20 protein-coding genes are annotated in these 14,752 nt (G+C 69.4%); 4 read left to right on the plus strand and 16 right to left on the minus strand.

All coding sequences use genetic code 11. The annotated features are described in order from the left end of the window. Positions 1–13 precede the first annotated feature (13 nt). Positions 14–751 carry an HAD family hydrolase gene (locus ACIBW9_RS25185; RefSeq protein ID WP_398958585.1) on the minus strand — a complete coding sequence of 246 codons (738 nt, stop codon included), beginning with the start codon at positions 749–751 and terminating at the stop codon, positions 14–16. 50 nt (positions 752–801) lie between these two features. Beyond that, entirely contained in the window at positions 802–1,449 is a 648-nt protein-coding gene (locus tag ACIBW9_RS25190; protein ID WP_398958587.1) for an aerial mycelium formation protein, read from the minus strand. A gap of 158 nt (positions 1,450–1,607) precedes the next feature. Between ACIBW9_RS25190 and dtd the strand changes: the two genes are divergently transcribed. Together dtd and ACIBW9_RS25200 are read left to right on the plus strand one after the other, a co-directional pair. After that, positions 1,608–2,033 carry a D-aminoacyl-tRNA deacylase gene (gene dtd, locus ACIBW9_RS25195; RefSeq protein WP_398958589.1) on the plus strand — a complete coding sequence of 142 codons (426 nt, stop codon included), beginning with the start codon at positions 1,608–1,610 and terminating at the stop codon, positions 2,031–2,033. A gap of 432 nt (positions 2,034–2,465) precedes the next feature. After that, the gene (locus tag ACIBW9_RS25200) at positions 2,466–2,717 is read left to right on the plus strand and encodes a hypothetical protein (protein ID WP_398958591.1); all 252 of its coding nucleotides are present in this window, start codon (positions 2,466–2,468) and stop codon (positions 2,715–2,717) included. An 11-nt stretch (positions 2,718–2,728) separates the two neighbouring features. On the opposite strand, the gene ACIBW9_RS25205 is transcribed toward ACIBW9_RS25200, so the two are convergent. The 6 genes from ACIBW9_RS25205 to ACIBW9_RS25230 all read right to left on the minus strand — a co-directional run bounded on the left by ACIBW9_RS25205 (position 2,729) and on the right by ACIBW9_RS25230 (position 8,027). Then, positions 2,729–3,694 carry a YgfZ/GcvT domain-containing protein gene (locus tag ACIBW9_RS25205; RefSeq protein WP_398958593.1) on the minus strand — a complete coding sequence of 322 codons (966 nt, stop codon included), beginning with the start codon at positions 3,692–3,694 and terminating at the stop codon, positions 2,729–2,731. 10 nt (positions 3,695–3,704) lie between these two features. Further along, a complete protein-coding gene (locus ACIBW9_RS25210) occupies positions 3,705–4,142 on the minus strand; it encodes a Fur family transcriptional regulator (RefSeq protein WP_099929821.1) in 438 nt (145 codons plus the stop codon). Positions 4,143–4,217: 75 nt separating this feature from the next. Beyond that, the gene (locus tag ACIBW9_RS25215; protein ID WP_344399504.1) at positions 4,218–4,793 is read right to left on the minus strand and encodes an FABP family protein; all 576 of its coding nucleotides are present in this window, start codon (positions 4,791–4,793) and stop codon (positions 4,218–4,220) included. Positions 4,794–5,044: 251 nt separating this feature from the next. Next, a complete protein-coding gene (locus ACIBW9_RS25220) occupies positions 5,045–6,028 on the minus strand; it encodes a hypothetical protein (protein WP_398958595.1) in 984 nt (327 codons plus the stop codon). Then, a complete protein-coding gene (locus ACIBW9_RS25225) occupies positions 6,025–7,263 on the minus strand; it encodes a DUF4573 domain-containing protein (protein ID WP_398958597.1) in 1,239 nt (412 codons plus the stop codon). The genes ACIBW9_RS25220 and ACIBW9_RS25225 overlap by 4 nt, the downstream gene beginning before the upstream one ends. Beyond that, a complete protein-coding gene (locus ACIBW9_RS25230) occupies positions 7,260–8,027 on the minus strand; it encodes a hypothetical protein (protein WP_398958599.1) in 768 nt (255 codons plus the stop codon). The genes ACIBW9_RS25225 and ACIBW9_RS25230 overlap by 4 nt, the downstream gene beginning before the upstream one ends. Positions 8,028–8,125: 98 nt before the next feature. Here ACIBW9_RS25230 and ACIBW9_RS25235 point away from each other — a divergent pair, with 98 nt between their 5' ends. Then, entirely contained in the window at positions 8,126–8,488 is a 363-nt protein-coding gene (locus tag ACIBW9_RS25235) for a DsrE family protein (RefSeq protein ID WP_030941521.1), read from the plus strand. Positions 8,489–8,545: 57 nt separating this feature from the next. Here ACIBW9_RS25235 and ACIBW9_RS25240 read toward each other — a convergent pair whose 3' ends face one another. The 8 genes from ACIBW9_RS25240 to ACIBW9_RS25275 form a co-directional block, all read right to left on the minus strand. Further along, positions 8,546–8,809 carry a DUF3099 domain-containing protein gene (locus ACIBW9_RS25240; RefSeq protein ID WP_115907338.1) on the minus strand — a complete coding sequence of 88 codons (264 nt, stop codon included), beginning with the start codon at positions 8,807–8,809 and terminating at the stop codon, positions 8,546–8,548. A gap of 71 nt (positions 8,810–8,880) precedes the next feature. Continuing rightward, positions 8,881–9,168 carry a DUF1416 domain-containing protein gene (locus tag ACIBW9_RS25245; protein WP_003991226.1) on the minus strand — a complete coding sequence of 96 codons (288 nt, stop codon included), beginning with the start codon at positions 9,166–9,168 and terminating at the stop codon, positions 8,881–8,883. A 59-nt stretch (positions 9,169–9,227) separates the two neighbouring features. Next, the gene (locus ACIBW9_RS25250; protein WP_398958602.1) at positions 9,228–10,067 is read right to left on the minus strand and encodes a sulfurtransferase; all 840 of its coding nucleotides are present in this window, start codon (positions 10,065–10,067) and stop codon (positions 9,228–9,230) included. 131 nt (positions 10,068–10,198) lie between these two features. Then, positions 10,199–10,279 (minus strand): Ms5788A family Cys-rich leader peptide, encoded by an 81-nt coding sequence (locus ACIBW9_RS25255; RefSeq protein WP_350751515.1) that lies wholly within the window; start codon positions 10,277–10,279, stop codon positions 10,199–10,201. Between the two features lie 198 nt (positions 10,280–10,477). Next, positions 10,478–11,224 carry a DUF2993 domain-containing protein gene (locus tag ACIBW9_RS25260; RefSeq protein ID WP_398958604.1) on the minus strand — a complete coding sequence of 249 codons (747 nt, stop codon included), beginning with the start codon at positions 11,222–11,224 and terminating at the stop codon, positions 10,478–10,480. Between the two features lie 149 nt (positions 11,225–11,373). Then, a complete protein-coding gene (locus ACIBW9_RS25265; RefSeq protein WP_398958606.1) occupies positions 11,374–12,513 on the minus strand; it encodes a hypothetical protein in 1,140 nt (379 codons plus the stop codon). A gap of 2 nt (positions 12,514–12,515) precedes the next feature. After that, the gene (locus ACIBW9_RS25270) at positions 12,516–12,770 is read right to left on the minus strand and encodes a MoaD/ThiS family protein (RefSeq protein ID WP_123966014.1); all 255 of its coding nucleotides are present in this window, start codon (positions 12,768–12,770) and stop codon (positions 12,516–12,518) included. A 56-nt stretch (positions 12,771–12,826) separates the two neighbouring features. Beyond that, complete coding sequence (locus ACIBW9_RS25275) at positions 12,827–13,690, minus strand: alpha/beta hydrolase (protein WP_398958608.1); 864 nt, start codon at positions 13,688–13,690, stop codon at positions 12,827–12,829. A gap of 183 nt (positions 13,691–13,873) precedes the next feature. Between ACIBW9_RS25275 and ACIBW9_RS25280 the strand changes: the two genes are divergently transcribed. Further along, complete coding sequence (locus ACIBW9_RS25280; RefSeq protein ID WP_398958610.1) at positions 13,874–14,653, plus strand: winged-helix domain-containing protein; 780 nt, start codon at positions 13,874–13,876, stop codon at positions 14,651–14,653. The last annotated feature ends 99 nt before the right edge of the window (positions 14,654–14,752 follow it).

Here is a 14,752-nt window from a genome sequence, read left to right on the forward strand (position 1 = left end):
CGTCGCACGAATTTCAGTGCAGCTCGCGCACCAGTTCCAGGAGCGGCTGCAGGGAGGACACGACGGTCTCGGCACCCGCGTTCCTGAGCAGGCACGCGGACGTCTCGGTGCGCGCATGGCCGAGGAAGGGTATGCCCGCCCGCCGTGCCGCCTCGTGGTCCCCAGGGCTGCCACCGATCACCAAAGTGGCTGAAGGGGTGGCGCCCATGGCGTGTACGGCCTGGTTGAGGATGTGCGGATGCGGTTTCAGCAGGTCGAGGTTGCTCGTACGACCGTAGATGTGCGGGGCGAAGCAGCCGAGCAGCTGACGGCCGCCGAGATACCGGGTCACCGTACGCGCGGAATTGTTGGTCACCACGGCGAGCCGCGTGCCGACGGCTGTCCATGTGCGTATCAGCGGATCCGCCCAGACCGTGGGGTACGCGGTCCGGGCCGCCTCGAGTTCGTGCTGCGTCAGCAACTCCTCCAACTCGCCCAGCAGATCACTGCACGGACGGCGCTCGTTGACCGCGTGCAGGACGACCTGCGGATCCGGGTGCTGCCTCTCCTCTGGCGTCAACAGCCCCCGAAACCCCTGACCCTCCAGCCAGGACACCAAGCACGCTGCGACATCCCGTGCCGGATACCCCGCGAACAGGCGGCAGATCGGCCCGTCGAATGCGAAGAGGACGAAGCGGGCTCGGACGATCAGCTCGCGCAGGTTCTCCGCATCTGCTGCCACCGGTTCCGTCTGCGCCGTATCAGAGGTCACCAGAAGAGTGTCGGCCCAGCGGCGGTGGTTTCCCAGAGGGCGTCGTACCGTCACACGAGCAGGTCGTCCACCTGAGCCTCCCCGTCCCGGTACCGTCGCGCGATCTCGGCGCTGCACTCGTCTGTCGTGTGCTGCAGTCGCTGCCGGCGCCGGGAGACCTGCTGCTCGTACCCGACGAGACGGCCCATCGCGGTGTTCAGCTCCAGGTCCGTGCGTGCGGCCAGGTCGGAGAGTTCGACCTCGGCAAGCATGTCGGCAGCCAGCTGCCGATACTCCTCGCTGTGGGGTGTGCCCAGGGTGACGTGGCGGGCCGAGGAGCGGTGGCGGGCCGGGGCGTCCGTGAGGATCTCCGGGAGGCGCTCGACGACGGAGGCCGCTCCTGCAGGCGACCTCCGCGCCAGCTCGGCGCGCAGGATGTCGATTCGGCCCTGGAGCAGTCGCCGTACATAGCTGAGGTCCGCCTCGTCGCGCTGCGCGTCCCTGCGCAGGGTGCGCAGTTCGGGCAGGCTCAGCACGGCCAGATCGTGCTCGGGCGGACCGTCGGGCAGTCGCGGGCCGCCGAGGCTGTCCCCGCTCTCTCTGCCTTCCCCGCTGTCCGGGCTGTCCGTGCGCTGCACGGGCGGCCGCAGCGGCGCCCGCTCTCCCGCGCGGATCAGCGAGACAACCCCAGGAGGCTGCCCAGTACTCGGTGTGCTCATGTGCCTCAACCGTCCCCTCGACCGGCGTGTGGGAGCATCGTGCCACCCCAAGTGGCCGCTATGTGACCGAGTGCCCCCGAACAGCCCCAGATGGGGGGTTAAGGATCATTGACGAACCCCTCAGCGGGTCGCCCCCGTCCGCACGGCATCATGGCTGCATGCGAGCAGTGGTGCAGAGGGTCGACGGCGCGAGCGTCGTCGTCGACGGCGAGACGGTCGGGGAGATCCGTGGTGAGGGCCTGTGCGCCCTGGTGGGAGTCACACACGAGGACACCAAGGAGAAAGCGGCGCAACTCGCGCGCAAGCTGTGGTCGATCCGCATGCTGAATGACGAGAAGTCGTGCAGCGACATCGACGCCCCGCTCCTCGTCGTCAGCCAGTTCACGCTCTACGGCGACGCCCGCAAGGGCCGCCGCCCCACCTGGAACGCCGCCGCGCCGGGGGACGTCGCCGAGCCCCTGGTCGACGAGGTCGTCGCCCAGCTGCGGGCACTGGGCGCGACGGTGGCCACGGGCCGGTTCGGCGCCAAGATGCGGGTGTCCCTGACGAACGACGGGCCGTTCACCGTTCTGCTGGAGATGTGAGCGGCCAAAGGCTACAACCTGTCGTCGTCTTAGGGCAGTTCTTCGAGAGTTGTTTATCAGTGGGGACCAGGTGGGGATAACTTAATCGTAGTTGGTTGCCAACTTGATGGAGTTGGCGGAAGCTTCTCCCTGTCAGCCCAGGTGAGCCAGGCGTTCGACCCCATGGCAGCCGACTCCCGGAACCCGTAGCAGCGGGTTCCGAAGACAGGGGCGGCCCCAGCCGGATCACTTCCCGGCCGGGGCCCCAGTCGTGCTTTCGGTACGGCAGACGGCGGACCCCCGTCTCCCTTGTTCTTCCGCCCCAAATCCCGTACAGCCGCACCGTGTTGGAGTACCCCGCCGACGGGCATCTCTCGGAGCACGGAATATGCGGCTGCTACCGCGTCCTCCGAGTCTCACCTGGGCTGAAAACGCGTTGAAGGGAGAAGCGGCATGGAACACCGACCACCCGCAGGACAGACCCCGGAGGACCCGCCCACGCCACCACCGCAGGCCACCGGCCCCGGCGTCGCGCGGCTTCCCATGTCGAACGCGATCACGGCGGTGATCATCGCTGTCGCGACCCTGGTCGGCGGCATCACCGTGCTGCTGGTGATGCCGGGCGTGATGGAGGCCCTCGGCACTGCCGTGACCATCACCGGCTCGGGCTTCGCCCTGGCCGCCAAGGTCGCCGTACCACGCTGACAACGGGGGACCTACGGCTCGACGATCACTTCCTGCGCCGCCGCCGTGTCCCCCGCCACCAGCCGCGCGTCCACCGGGACGTTGCGCTTCACCAGGGCCAGTGCGACCGGGCCCAGCTCGTGGTGGCGTACGGAGGTCGTGATGAAGCCGATCTTGCGGCCGTCGGGGTCCTCGTCAGCGAGGCGGATCTCCGTGCCGGGCGTGGGGAGGTGGACCTCGCTGCCGTCCAGGTGCAGGAAGACCAGGCGGCGCGGCGGCTTCCCCAGGTTCTGCACCCGAGCCACCGTCTCCTGGCCCCGGTAGCAGCCCTTCTGCAGATGCACCGCCGTACCGATCCAGCCCAGCTCGTGCGGGATGGTGCGGTGGTCGGTCTCGAAGCCCAGGCGCGGGCGGTGCTGTTCGACGCGCAGCGCCTCGTACGCCAGGATCCCGGCGGGCGGGCCGGCCTTCTCCGCGTACGACTCGAGGTCCGTGCGCGGGAGGAACAGGTCGCGGCCGTACGGCGTCTCGCGTACGGCGACGCCCTCCGGCACCTCGGCGATCGAGCCAGCCGGCAGGTACACGACCGCGAACTCGGCCGTTCGGTCGGCCACTTCGACCTTGTAGAAGAACTTCATCGACTCCAGGTACGCGATCAGCGCGTCCTGGGTGCCCGGTTCGACATGCGCCCAGACCGTCTCGCCGTCGTCGACCAGATACAGCGCATGCTCGATGTGCCCGTGCGCGGACAGGATCAGCGCCTCGGTGGCCTGGCCGGCCGGGAGGTCGCTGACGTGCTGGGTGAGGAGCAGGTGCAGCCAGCTCAGACGGTCCTCGCCGGTGACGGTGACGACCCCGCGGTGCGAGAGGTCGACGAAACCGGTGCCGTCGGCGAGGGCGCGCTGCTCGCGGAACAGTTCGCCGTAGTGGGCGGCGACGCCTTCGTCCACGCCCTCGGCGGGGACGGCGCCGGGCAGGGACAGGAGGGGGCTCTTCATATGCACAAGCCTACGACTCGGTAGTTGAACTCTTCAGCGAGCAGTCCCGGCATCTGCCGAAGATCGCGAAGTGCTTCATGTCCGTCTCGAAGCCGAACTCCCGCCGCAGCTTCGCGGTGAACTCGGCGGCCACCGACACATCGGCCTCGATCACGTTCTGGCAGTCCCGGCAGACCAGGTGGATGTGGTGGTGCCGGTCCGCGAGGTGGTACGTCGGCGCCCCGTGCCCGAGGTGGGCGTGGCTGACGAGGCCCAGCTCCTCCAGCAGCTCCAGCGTCCGGTAGACCGTGGAAATGTTGACCCCCGACGCCGTCTTCTTCACTTCCGTGAGGATGTCGTCGGGGGTCGCGTGCTCCAGGGCGTCCACGGCTTCGAGCACGAGTTGCCGCTGCGGCGTCAGCCGGTAGCCGCGCTGCCTGAGGTCGCTCTTCCAGTCGGTGCTCACCACACCGAAGAGTCTAGAACTACTTGTACTTGTCAGAACTACTCGGAAAACGCCACGGGGCTGCTCGGCACGGCCGGACTACTTGAAGAACGCGATGCCGTCGTCCGGCATGTCGTCCGGCAGGGCCTTGGCCCAGCGCTCGACGTCCTCCGGGGTGACGACCTTCTTCAGGTGCGCCGACATGTAGGGGCGCAGCTCGACCTCGGGGGTCTGCTTCTCGCCGACCCACATGAGGTCGCTCTTGACGTAGCCGTACAGGCGCTTGCCGCCGCTGTACGGGCCGGAGGCGGCCGTCCGGGCGACCGCGTCCGTGACCAGGTCGATCTGCGGCTTCTTGTCGGCCATCTCGCCGTACCAGATCTCGACGACACCGTCGTCGCGGACCATCGTCACCTCGACCTTGCGGTCGGCGTCGATGCGCCAGAAGCCGTGCTCGGACTCCAGCGGGCGGACCTTGTTGCCGTCGTTGTCCAGCACCCAGGTGCGGGACTGGTACTCCAGGAAGTCCCGGCCGTCATGGCTGAAGGTGACCTCCTGCCCGAAGTTGCACTTCTCGGCACCGGGGAAGTCGTGCACGCCCGCGCCCGCCCAGCTGCCGAGCAGGAAGGCGAGGGGGACGAGGTCCTTGTGGAGGTCGGACGGGATCTCGATCATGGGTCGGCAGTTCCTTGAGGGGACCTTGATGGGGGTCAGCGCTGGCCCTGGTACAGCTTCTTCACGGTCAGCCCGGCGAAGGCGAGGACGCCGACGCAGACCAGGATCAGCAGGGCTTCGAAGAATGCCTCAAGCACGGGGTGCTCCTTGATGAGCTGAGGGTGGGCGGTACACAAAGGCCGGGCCCCAGCTTACGCGGCCGGGGTCCGGCACTCCTTGTGAGGTACGCCCAAGCGGGACTCGGGCGGACGTCAGCCGAGCAGTTCGCTCTGCAGGGCCACCGTCTGCCGGAACGGTACGGCCTTCGCCGCACCCTTCCTGGACTGCAGGATCACCGCGAGGACGTCACCGGCGGAGAGGTATCCCTGCCGGGTCTGCTCGGCGCCGTGCGGCCTCTCCTCGAGGTAGACGGAGTAGTTGACATTGTGGTCGTGGGCCTCGGCCGGGAAGTCCGTGTCGAAGACGGAGCCGTCCGCGCCGCGCACCTGCTGTCGGGGGCCGTCGATCGGGGCCTCTTGGGAGAACAGCTGGTCCACGACCTCCGCCGTGCCGAACTGCAGCAGGTAGACGCGGGTGCGCGTGCCGTCCGGCGTGGTCCAGCCGCGGGCCGCGATGTGCCGCAGACCATCGTCGACGATCTCCTGCCGCAGGTCGTCGCGGGCGGAGCCCGGAGCGAACTCGGCCAGGAAGTCCTTCGTCGCCAGCCAGCCGTCCTTGCCGCGCAGCTTCTCGTCCTGCACCGCTCCCCGGGGTGCGGGCAGGACGAGTTCACGCAGGTCGGCGTAGTGGGCGCCGGCCGTGTTGTCCTCGGCGAAGGGCCCCGGACTGCCGGAGGGCAGCGGCGGCCTGACGAGCGTCGGGTAGTCCCAGCGTCCGTCCGACTGCGTCGCCAGCCCCGGTACGTCGGTCCGCTTCATCGACTGGATGCCGTACGCCGTCCCCGCACCGGCCGCCGCGAACACCACGACGGCGGCGGTCCAGCGAAGGGCCGCGTTCAGCACTCGGCGGTTCTTCCTCGCCGGGGCGGGGGCCGGGTCCTCGTCCGGGGCCGACGGCTGCGGCGGGACCACAACGGCCTGCGGCTCGCTCTGCACGGTGGGCTCGGTCTGCACGGTGGGCTCGGTCTGCACGGTGGGCTCGGTCTGCTCGGTCTGCTCGGTCTGCTCGGTCTGCTCGGTCTGCTCGGTCTGCTCGGTCTGCTCGGTCTGCTCGGTCTGCTCGGTCTGCTCGGTCATACGGCCTCTCCCGGCTCGGCGATGCGGTCGAGCTGGTCCTTCAGGAGCTGCGCGATCCCCTTGGAGTCGAACGGCTTGACCCCGTCCGCGGTGACGGTGACCAGCACGTTTCCCCGGTAGGCGGAGCAGAACATCGCCTCCAGGTCCTCGCTGGAGTCCTTGGGCGGCAGGAAGCACGCGGCGTCCTTGTAGCCCTCGATCTTCGGCCCCTTGCGGAAGACGTCGAGCCTGTCGAGGAACTCGTTCTGGGACGCCGAGATGTTCCGGACGGCGGCCCTGTTCTTCATCTGGGACAGCTGGATGTTCACGGCTACGGCGGTGTCCGAGAAGAACTCGCTGCCGGCCCCCTTGACGTAGCTGCGCATCGCCATGCCCTCGATGTGCTGCTTGTCGATCAGCTTCTCCAGCTGTCTGCGCTGGGTGCGCGGCAGGTTCCGCAGCGACTCCTTGCGCAGGGCGGTGGCCTGGGCGCCGCTGAGCTCGGTGTCGGCGGCGAAGTTGCCGAGGTCGGGGCCGGGTTTCCAGCCGTCGGTGTAGGTCAGGAGCATCCCGGAGAGCCCCTTGGCGCGGGCCTTCTTCTCGCTCTCGGCGCTCTTCTGCTTCGGGAACTTCCAGACGGCCGCACCGGCGTCGCGATCGGCGCCGTTCACGGTGACGACGGTGTAGCCGACGCCGACGGCCACTGCCACGGCCAGCAGGGCGGACCCGGCGACGGCAACGATACGGCCACGACGGCGGGGCCTGCCGACGGGGGCGGCGGGCTGCTCGGAAGCGACGGTGAGCTCAACCGGCTGCACCGGCTCGACCGCCTGTACCGGCTGTACCGGCTGCACCGGCTGCACCGGCTCGACCGCCTGTACCGGCTGTACCGGCTGTACCGGCTCGACCGCCTGTACCGGCTGTACCGGCTCGACCGGCTCGACTGCCTGTACCGGCTCACCCGCCTGTACCGGCTCATCCGGCTCGACCGGCTGTACCGGCTCGACCGGCTCGACCGCCTGTACCGGCTCACCTAGCTCGACCGCCTGTACCGGCACGACCGGCTCGACCGCCTGTACCGGCACGACCGGCTCACCCGCCTGTACCGGCACGACCGGCTCACCCGCCTGTACCGGCACGACCGGCTCGACCGCCTGTACCGGCACGACCGGCTCGACCGGCTCGACCGGCTCGAGCGGCTCGACCGGCTGGACCGGCTGGACCGGCTGGACCGGCTCGTTGACGTTCTCGCTCACAGCCGCTCCATCTGCCGCTCGGCCAGGTCCATGATCCTGGCCTTGGTGATCGGCTTGGTGTCGTAGATCCAGACCTCCATGGCGATGTCACCGCGGTACGCGTGGGCCTCCGCGCTGTACAGCGGCACATAGCCGGCCTTGGTGTCCGGACGGTTGTGGACGTACGCCATACCGCTGCCCGTCCCCGGGACGGACCAGCTGTCGGTGCCGGACTCCCGGTCCGCCCAGTACTGGCTGTTGTCGCTGGAGTCGGCGGCCTCCAGGGACTCCTGCTGGCGGAACTGGACCAGCCGGATCTCCACGGTCTGTCTGCCGTCGGTCTCCCAGCCGGTGACCGCCGCGCGGCGGAACTCGTCGCGGACGAGGTTGCCGAACATGGTGCCGGGCTTCTCGAAGTCCTCGGCGTACTCGGTCAGGTCCATCCAGCCGTCGCCGCCGGCCAGCCAGGCCGCCGTCTTCGCGCCGCCCGGCTTCTTCAGCAGCAGCTTGCGCAGGTCACCGTCGGTCTTCACCTGGCGGTCCTGGGCGGCGGACAGCGGTGCGGGTGCCTTGCCCGTCGCCTGTGAAAGCTTCGGCTGTGACAGCGGGGGCAGGGCCGTCGGGCTGCGGTCGGCCTGGATCAGATAGCCGGTGCAGGTGCCGGTGACCACGCCGAGGAGTGCGGCGCCGGCGATGAGCAGAGCGGTGCGGCCGCGGCGGCCGGACGCATCCGGCGCAACCTCCGCAACCGGCGCTTCGACCACCTCTTCGGGTACTTCCAACACGTCCCCCCACAAACTTGAAGCGCGCATTCCGTACGCGCGCTCACAGGAGACCCATGGCCGGCACTGCTGGTTGTAGGGGCGTTGATTACGATTCGGCCATGGCGAAGAAGCTCGTGATCAAGGTGACGGCGGGCGCCGACGCGCCCGAGCGGTGCTCGCAGGCGTTCACGGTGGCGGCGGTGGCCGTGGCCAGCGGAGTCGACGTCTCCCTGTGGCTGACCGGCGAGTCCGCATGGTTCGCCCTGCCGGGCCGCGCCGCCGAGTTCGAACTCCCGCACGCGGCCCCGCTGCCCGACCTGCTCGACGCGATCCTCGCCGCCGGCCACGTCACGCTGTGCACCCAGTGCGCGGCCCGCCGGGACATCACGGAGAAGGACGTCATCGAGGGCGTACGGATCGCGGGGGCGCAGGTGTTCGTCCAGGAGGCCCTGGGCGACGAGACGCAGGCTCTCGTCTACTGAGACGCGCCACGGAGCCGGTCTCCTGAGACGCTTCTACGGAGCCGGTCCGCCGAGCCGCTAGGACCTCGGCCGCTTCTTGCCGTCCAGCTCGTCCCACCACTCGTCGGACTTCGGATCGCCGGACGGATCGTCCCACCAGCGGTCGTCCGGACCCCGGCGGTTGGCGACCATGGCGGCGACCGGAGGGATGACCATCGCCACCACGCACATCCCGACCGCCACCGGGACCGACCAGATGCGTACGACTCCCCAGGCCAGGACGAACAGCGTGATGCAGGTGCCCATCATGGCGAAATAAACGTGACGCCGACGTGCCAGCATGCCTCCAGCGTAGGCCCGGGCACGCCGAAGGGCCGCACCCCGGGGGGTGCGGCCCTTGGGTGGTCGGCGGGTCAGACCGCGATCGCGACCTCCGCGAGGCCGCCCTGCTGGGCGACGACGGTGCGGTCCGCGGTGGCGCCGGGGACGAGGGCGCGGACGGTCCAGGTGCCCTCGGCGGCGTAGAAGCGGAACTGTCCGGTGGCGGAGGTCGGGACCTCCGCGGTGAACTCACCGGTCGAGTCCAGGAGGCGGACGTAACCGACGACGGGCTCGCCGTCCTTCGTCACCTGGCCCTGGATGGTGGTCTCACCGGGCTTGATCGTCGAGGCGTCCGGGCCGCCGGCCTTCGCTCCACACATGTCTTTCTCCAAGAGGGGTCTGACCGGAGGAAGGCCGGTCGGGATTTGCGGGTTGGGTCTTACTTGTTGGCGCCGAGCTCGATCGGGACGCCGACGAGGCTGCCGTACTCGGTCCACGAGCCGTCGTAGTTCTTGACGTTCTCGACACCGAGCAGCTCGTGCAGGACGAACCAGGTCAGGGCCGAGCGCTCACCGATGCGGCAGTAGGCGATGGTGTCCTTGGACAGGTCCACCTGCTCCTCGGCGTAGAGCTCCTTGAGCTCGTCGTCCGACTTGAAGGTGCCGTCGTCGTTGGCGTTCTTCGACCACGGGATGTTGCGGGCGGTCGGGACGTGACCCGGACGCTGCGACTGCTCCTGCGGCAGGTGCGCGGGGGCGAGCAGCTTGCCGGAGAACTCGTCGGGCGAACGCACGTCGACCAGGTTCTGCGAACCGATCGCGGCGACGACGTCGTCGCGGAAGGCGCGGATCGCCTTGTTCTGGGGCTTGGCCTTGTAGGTGGTCTCGGCGCGCTCCGGGATCTCCTCGACCAGCTCGCGGGCGTCCAGCTCCCACTTCTTGCGGCCACCGTCGAGGAGCTTGACGTTCTCGTGACCGTAGAGCTTGAAGTACCAGTAGGCGTAGGACGCGAACCAGTTGTTGTTGCCGCCGTAGAGGATCACCAGTGTGTCGTTGGCGATGCCCTTGGCGGACAGGAGCTTCTCGAAGCCCTCCTGGTCGATGAAGTCGCGGCGGACCGGGTCCTGAAGGTCCTTGGTCCAGTCGATGCGGATCGCGTTCCTGATGTGGTTCTTCTCGTAGGCGGACGTGTCTTCGTCCACCTCCACGATCGCGATGCTGGGGTTGTCGAGGTTGGCCTCGACCCAGTCGGCGTCGACCAGGACGTCGCTGCGGCTCATGCTCTTTCTCCTCCGGGGCAGTTGCGGCGGGGCGTGCGAGTGCAGGGGGTGCGGGGTGCCTCCGGCGGAGTGCCGGGGCGCGCACGGGTGCCCTGAGCAGGGCGGGGGATGCGGAGGTCTGCGCCTTCCGCTCAGAAGGGGCGACAGAGCATGGCGGCGACGCGGCACAGGTCGACTGCCCGCCGCTTCGTGAGATCCGCCTGTCGCTTCATGCGGTCGATCGTAGGGACGGACAGCGGGGCGTGTCACCGGGGTGTCGTATCGTGAGATGCGATCGTCCGGAATGTGAGAAGCGATCACTGCGCGGGGTGCATCGGCACGGTCCGCGGGCGGATCTGTTGGTCATCACATCTACGGTGCGGACGCGAACGTCTCGCCTTTCGGACGCTCGGCGTCCACCGCCCGTCGTCCTACCCCGCGAGCCTGACGTTCGAACCCTTCACCGTGATCTCCACACCGTTCTTCGCAGCCTGCACACTGTCCAGCTTCACACCGCCGGGGAGTTGGTGGATGGCCTGCTGGAAGTCGGTGATCGCCCGGATGCGGGAGTCCGCGAGGTCGACGACCAGCTTGGGCAGGTTGTCCGCGTGCACCTTGACGGTGTCGCCGTCCACGCTCACCGAGCTGAGCACGGGGTACGTCTGCGTGGCGCCCATGGCGGTGACCTTGATGTCCACCTTGATCTTGCCGTTGCCGCCGTCGGAGAGGCCGACGACCTGGGCGTCGATGCCGGGGAAGATCCGTGTCGGCTCGGACTTGGCCGCCTTGAGGAGTTCGTCGTAGGCGATGGTGGCGGTGCCCGTCGCGGTGGTCGCGGTGGCGGAGCTGTAGTCGCCGGAGAACTTGACGCCCTTCATGTCGGCCTTCAGGTCGTCGATACGGATCGTCTTCGGGCCGCCGTTGCCGCTGGTGGCGGTGCCGGTGTCGGCCTCGTAGTCCTTGATGCCGATCTCGACGTCGTCCAGCTCGCCGGAGGCGGCCTGGGTGAGGAAGGGGAAGCCCTTGATGGACACGTCCGGGGTGGTGGCGAGGTTCTCCGTGGTCTTCACCTTGTCCGCCGCCTCGTTCTCGGCGAAGTGGACCGCGACGCGGTCCGCGATCACGAAGAGGCCGCCCAGGACCACGACGACGATCAGAAGTATTCGCAGGGCGCGCATGCGGTGTTTCCCCCACCTGGCCGGACGACGACGGTTGTGACGACCGGGTGGCCGTCCAGCGCGAGCGTAACCCTGCACTTGGATTTGATCAGGGAGTTGTCGATCAGCTGTGACAGAGCTTGCCGTTCTCGAACGCCGGACGGGCTGGGTTACGCCAGCGCCCGGCCCAGCATGAACACCACCGGTGCCGCCGCGGTCAGCGGCAGGGCCACGCCTGCTGTGAAGTGGACGAATCTCGACGGGTAGTCGTAGCCGGCCACGCGGTGGCCGATCAGGGCGCAGACTGAGGCGCCCGCGCCGAGGAGTGCGCCCTTCGCGCCGAAGCCGGTCATCCCGCCGACCGCGATGCCGGCCCCCGCCGCGGCGAGCAGCGAGACCACGACCGACGCCGGGGTGGGCAGCGGCAGGGCGCGGGCCAGGACCGCCACCGCCACGGCGGCCGCGCCGACGGTCACCGCGTCCGGTTCGGCCGCCAGATATCCGGCTGCGACGATGGACAGCGCCGCCGAGGCGACGGTCGCCATCAGGCCGTACATCCGCTCGTCCGGGTTGGCGTGCGAGCGCAGCTGCAGGACCAGGGAGAGCAGCACCCAGACGCCGAGGGTGCCCAGGATCGCCGCGGGGGCGTTCTCCCGGCCCGCCACCAGCACCGCCACATCCGCGGCCAGCGCGCCCAGGAAGGCCAGCGCGATGCCCTGCCGGGCCGGCCACATGCCGTTCAGCCGGAACCAGCCCGCCGCGGTGACCGCCTGCAGGGCGACGAGCGGGACGAGCAGGGCGTACGAGCCGACCGCCGCCGCACCGGACACGAGCAGTCCCAGCAGCGCCGTGAGCCCGGCCGGCTGCATGCCCGGCTCGATGATGGGCGAACGCCCCTCCTCACGGGCACGCTGGGCGTCCGTGATGCGGGAGTTCCCGGCGAGCGTCGCTGACCCGTAGTCGGAGTCGGCCTCGGCATCCTCCCCGCCGCCTTGGGCAGTCGTCCCTCCCCCAGTGCCTGAAGGGCCTGGGGGGACCCCCAGGCGGGACGGGTGGGCAAGGCCACCACCGCCGGGGGCGTCGTACCCGGGGTCAACTGCAGCTCCGGTCCCGGCATACCCCTGCGGCTGTGCCGCCTCCCACGTCTGCGCCTGCCACTGCTGCGTGTACTGCTGGTACGGCTGCGCCTGGGCGGCGTGCGCGTCGTCGTACCCCTGGTACCCCTGATACCCCTGGTACGGCTGCTGCTGGTGCTGCTGCTGATACGGGTCGTACGCGTCGTACGAACCCTCGTACGGCTGGTCGGTCATCGTCACCCTCCTGCGAACGGCGGGAGCACCTCGACCGTGCCGCCGTCGGCCAGCCGTACCGTCTCATGTCCGCGGGTGCCCACGGGATCACCGTCGATGAGGAACGAGCATCGCTGCAGGACGCGCGTGAGTTCTCCGGGGTGTCGCGCGCGCACGGCGTCGAGCGCCTCGGCGAGGGTGGCCGCGTCGTACGGCTCCTCGGCGACCCCGGCCGCGGCCTTCGCGGCGGCCCAGTAGCGCACCGTGACCTTTGGCATCCGGTTCCTCAAGTAGTGGATCGCCGACTGGTGCATCGGCGGTGTACACGGTCAGGCTAGCCCGCCTGCGCGGCACCCCAGGCCCCGATCCGGGCCAGCAGGTCGTCGGTGGCCGCGTGTTCGGCGTGACCCATGCCGTGCTCCAGCCAGAGTTCGCCCCGGTCACCGGCGGCGTCGGCGAGCATGCGCGGGTGGTCGACCGGGAAGTAGCCGTCCCGGTCGCCGTGCACGATCAGCAACGGCGTCGGGGCGATCCGCGGTACGGCCTCCACGGGCGACAGCGGCACAGGGTCCCACTGCCGGTGGTGGATCCGGGTACGGAATCCGTAGCGGCCCACCAGCCGCCCCTCGGGCCGCGTCACCAGCCAGTGGAGCTTCCGCATAGGGGCGGTGCCCCGGTAGTACCAGCGGGCGGGGGCACTCACCGAGACCACGGCGTCCGTCGCCGCCTCCGTGCGCCCCTCGCGCCCCTGTCCGTACAGCGCCGCGTGCCGCAGCACCACGGAGCCGCCCATCGAGAAGCCGACCGTCACCACGCGCGCGTGCCCGAACCCCCGCGCCCACTCCGCCGCGGCCGCCAGGTCGAGCACCTCCCGGTCGCCGACCGTCGAGCGGCCGCCCGAGGCGCCGTGGCCGCGGAAGGAGAACGTGACCACGGCCCCGTACTGCGCGAACGCCTCCGCCACCCGTCGAACATGCGGCCGGTCCACATCGCCCGTGAACCCGTGGGCCACGACGAACACCGGAACAACGGAAGGTGACGTGGAGGCGTCGTATACGGCCGCGCCCGGGTCGTATACGGAATCGATCGCAATCCCGTCGTCAGTGCGCAGAAACGTACGGAAAGGCCCCTGTCTGCCCGTCTCAGAATTCGGACGAACGGTGGATCGCGCCACATGACCTGCCGGAGTGATGCTCATGTGGGCTATTCTGCTGGGCAGAGGACTCGGGCAGCGTAGCCCCCGGGTCCTTTTGTGCTTTCGGAAGCGTTGTATACGAAGCGGGAAACTCAAGGTGACCGCAGGTGTACGGGGCTTTTCGGGATCGCAGAGCAGGTGATGCACCACACACGTCCTCGCAGGGACCGAGGAGGAACCAGACGTATGAGTTCTCTGCTGCTCCTGACCAATGCCCTCCAGCCGTCGACGGAGGTGCTCCCCGCCCTCGGTCTGCTCCTGCACAACGTGCGAGTGGCTCCGGCGGAGGGCCCCGCCCTCGTCGACACCCCCGGTGCCGACGTCATCCTCGTCGACGGCCGCCGTGATCTGCCCCAGGTCCGCAGCCTGTGCCAGCTGCTGCGCTCCACGGGCCCCGGCTGTCCGCTCGTTCTGGTCGTCACCGAGGGCGGCCTCGCGGCCGTCACCGCCGACTGGGGCATCGACGACGTGCTCCTCGACACCGCAGGTCCTGCGGAGGTCGAGGCACGACTGCGGCTGGCCATGGGCCGGCAGCAGATCGTCAACGACGACTCCCCCATGGAGATCCGCAACGGCGACCTGTCGGTTGACGAGGCGACGTACTCCGCGAAGCTCAAGGGGCGGGTCCTCGACCTCACCTTCAAGGAGTTCGAGCTCCTCAAGTACCTCGCACAGCACCCGGGCCGCGTCTTCACACGCGCCCAGCTGCTGCAGGAGGTCTGGGGCTACGACTACTTCGGCGGCACCCGCACGGTCGACGTCCACGTACGACGTCTGCGCGCGAAACTGGGCCCCGAGCACGAGTCGCTGATCGGGACCGTCCGGAACGTCGGTTATCGATTCGTTACTCCCGAGAAGGCCGATCGCGTCTCCGACGAGGCCAAGGCCAAGGCAGACCGGGCAAAGGCGGAGGATGCGGACGAGACCGCCGCACTGGACACCGCCGAGGTGTCGGCCGAGGCATAGCGGACCGCCGGAAGGGGCATTGCTTCCGCACGGCTTCCACACAGCCGGCGCGGGGGCAAGCTCCTTCTCGCCCTGCCCAGAGCAGGTATATCCGCGTAG

This window comes from Streptomyces sp. NPDC049541 (genome assembly GCF_044465725.1).
Taxonomy (GTDB): Bacteria; Actinomycetota; Actinomycetes; order Streptomycetales; family Streptomycetaceae; genus Streptomyces.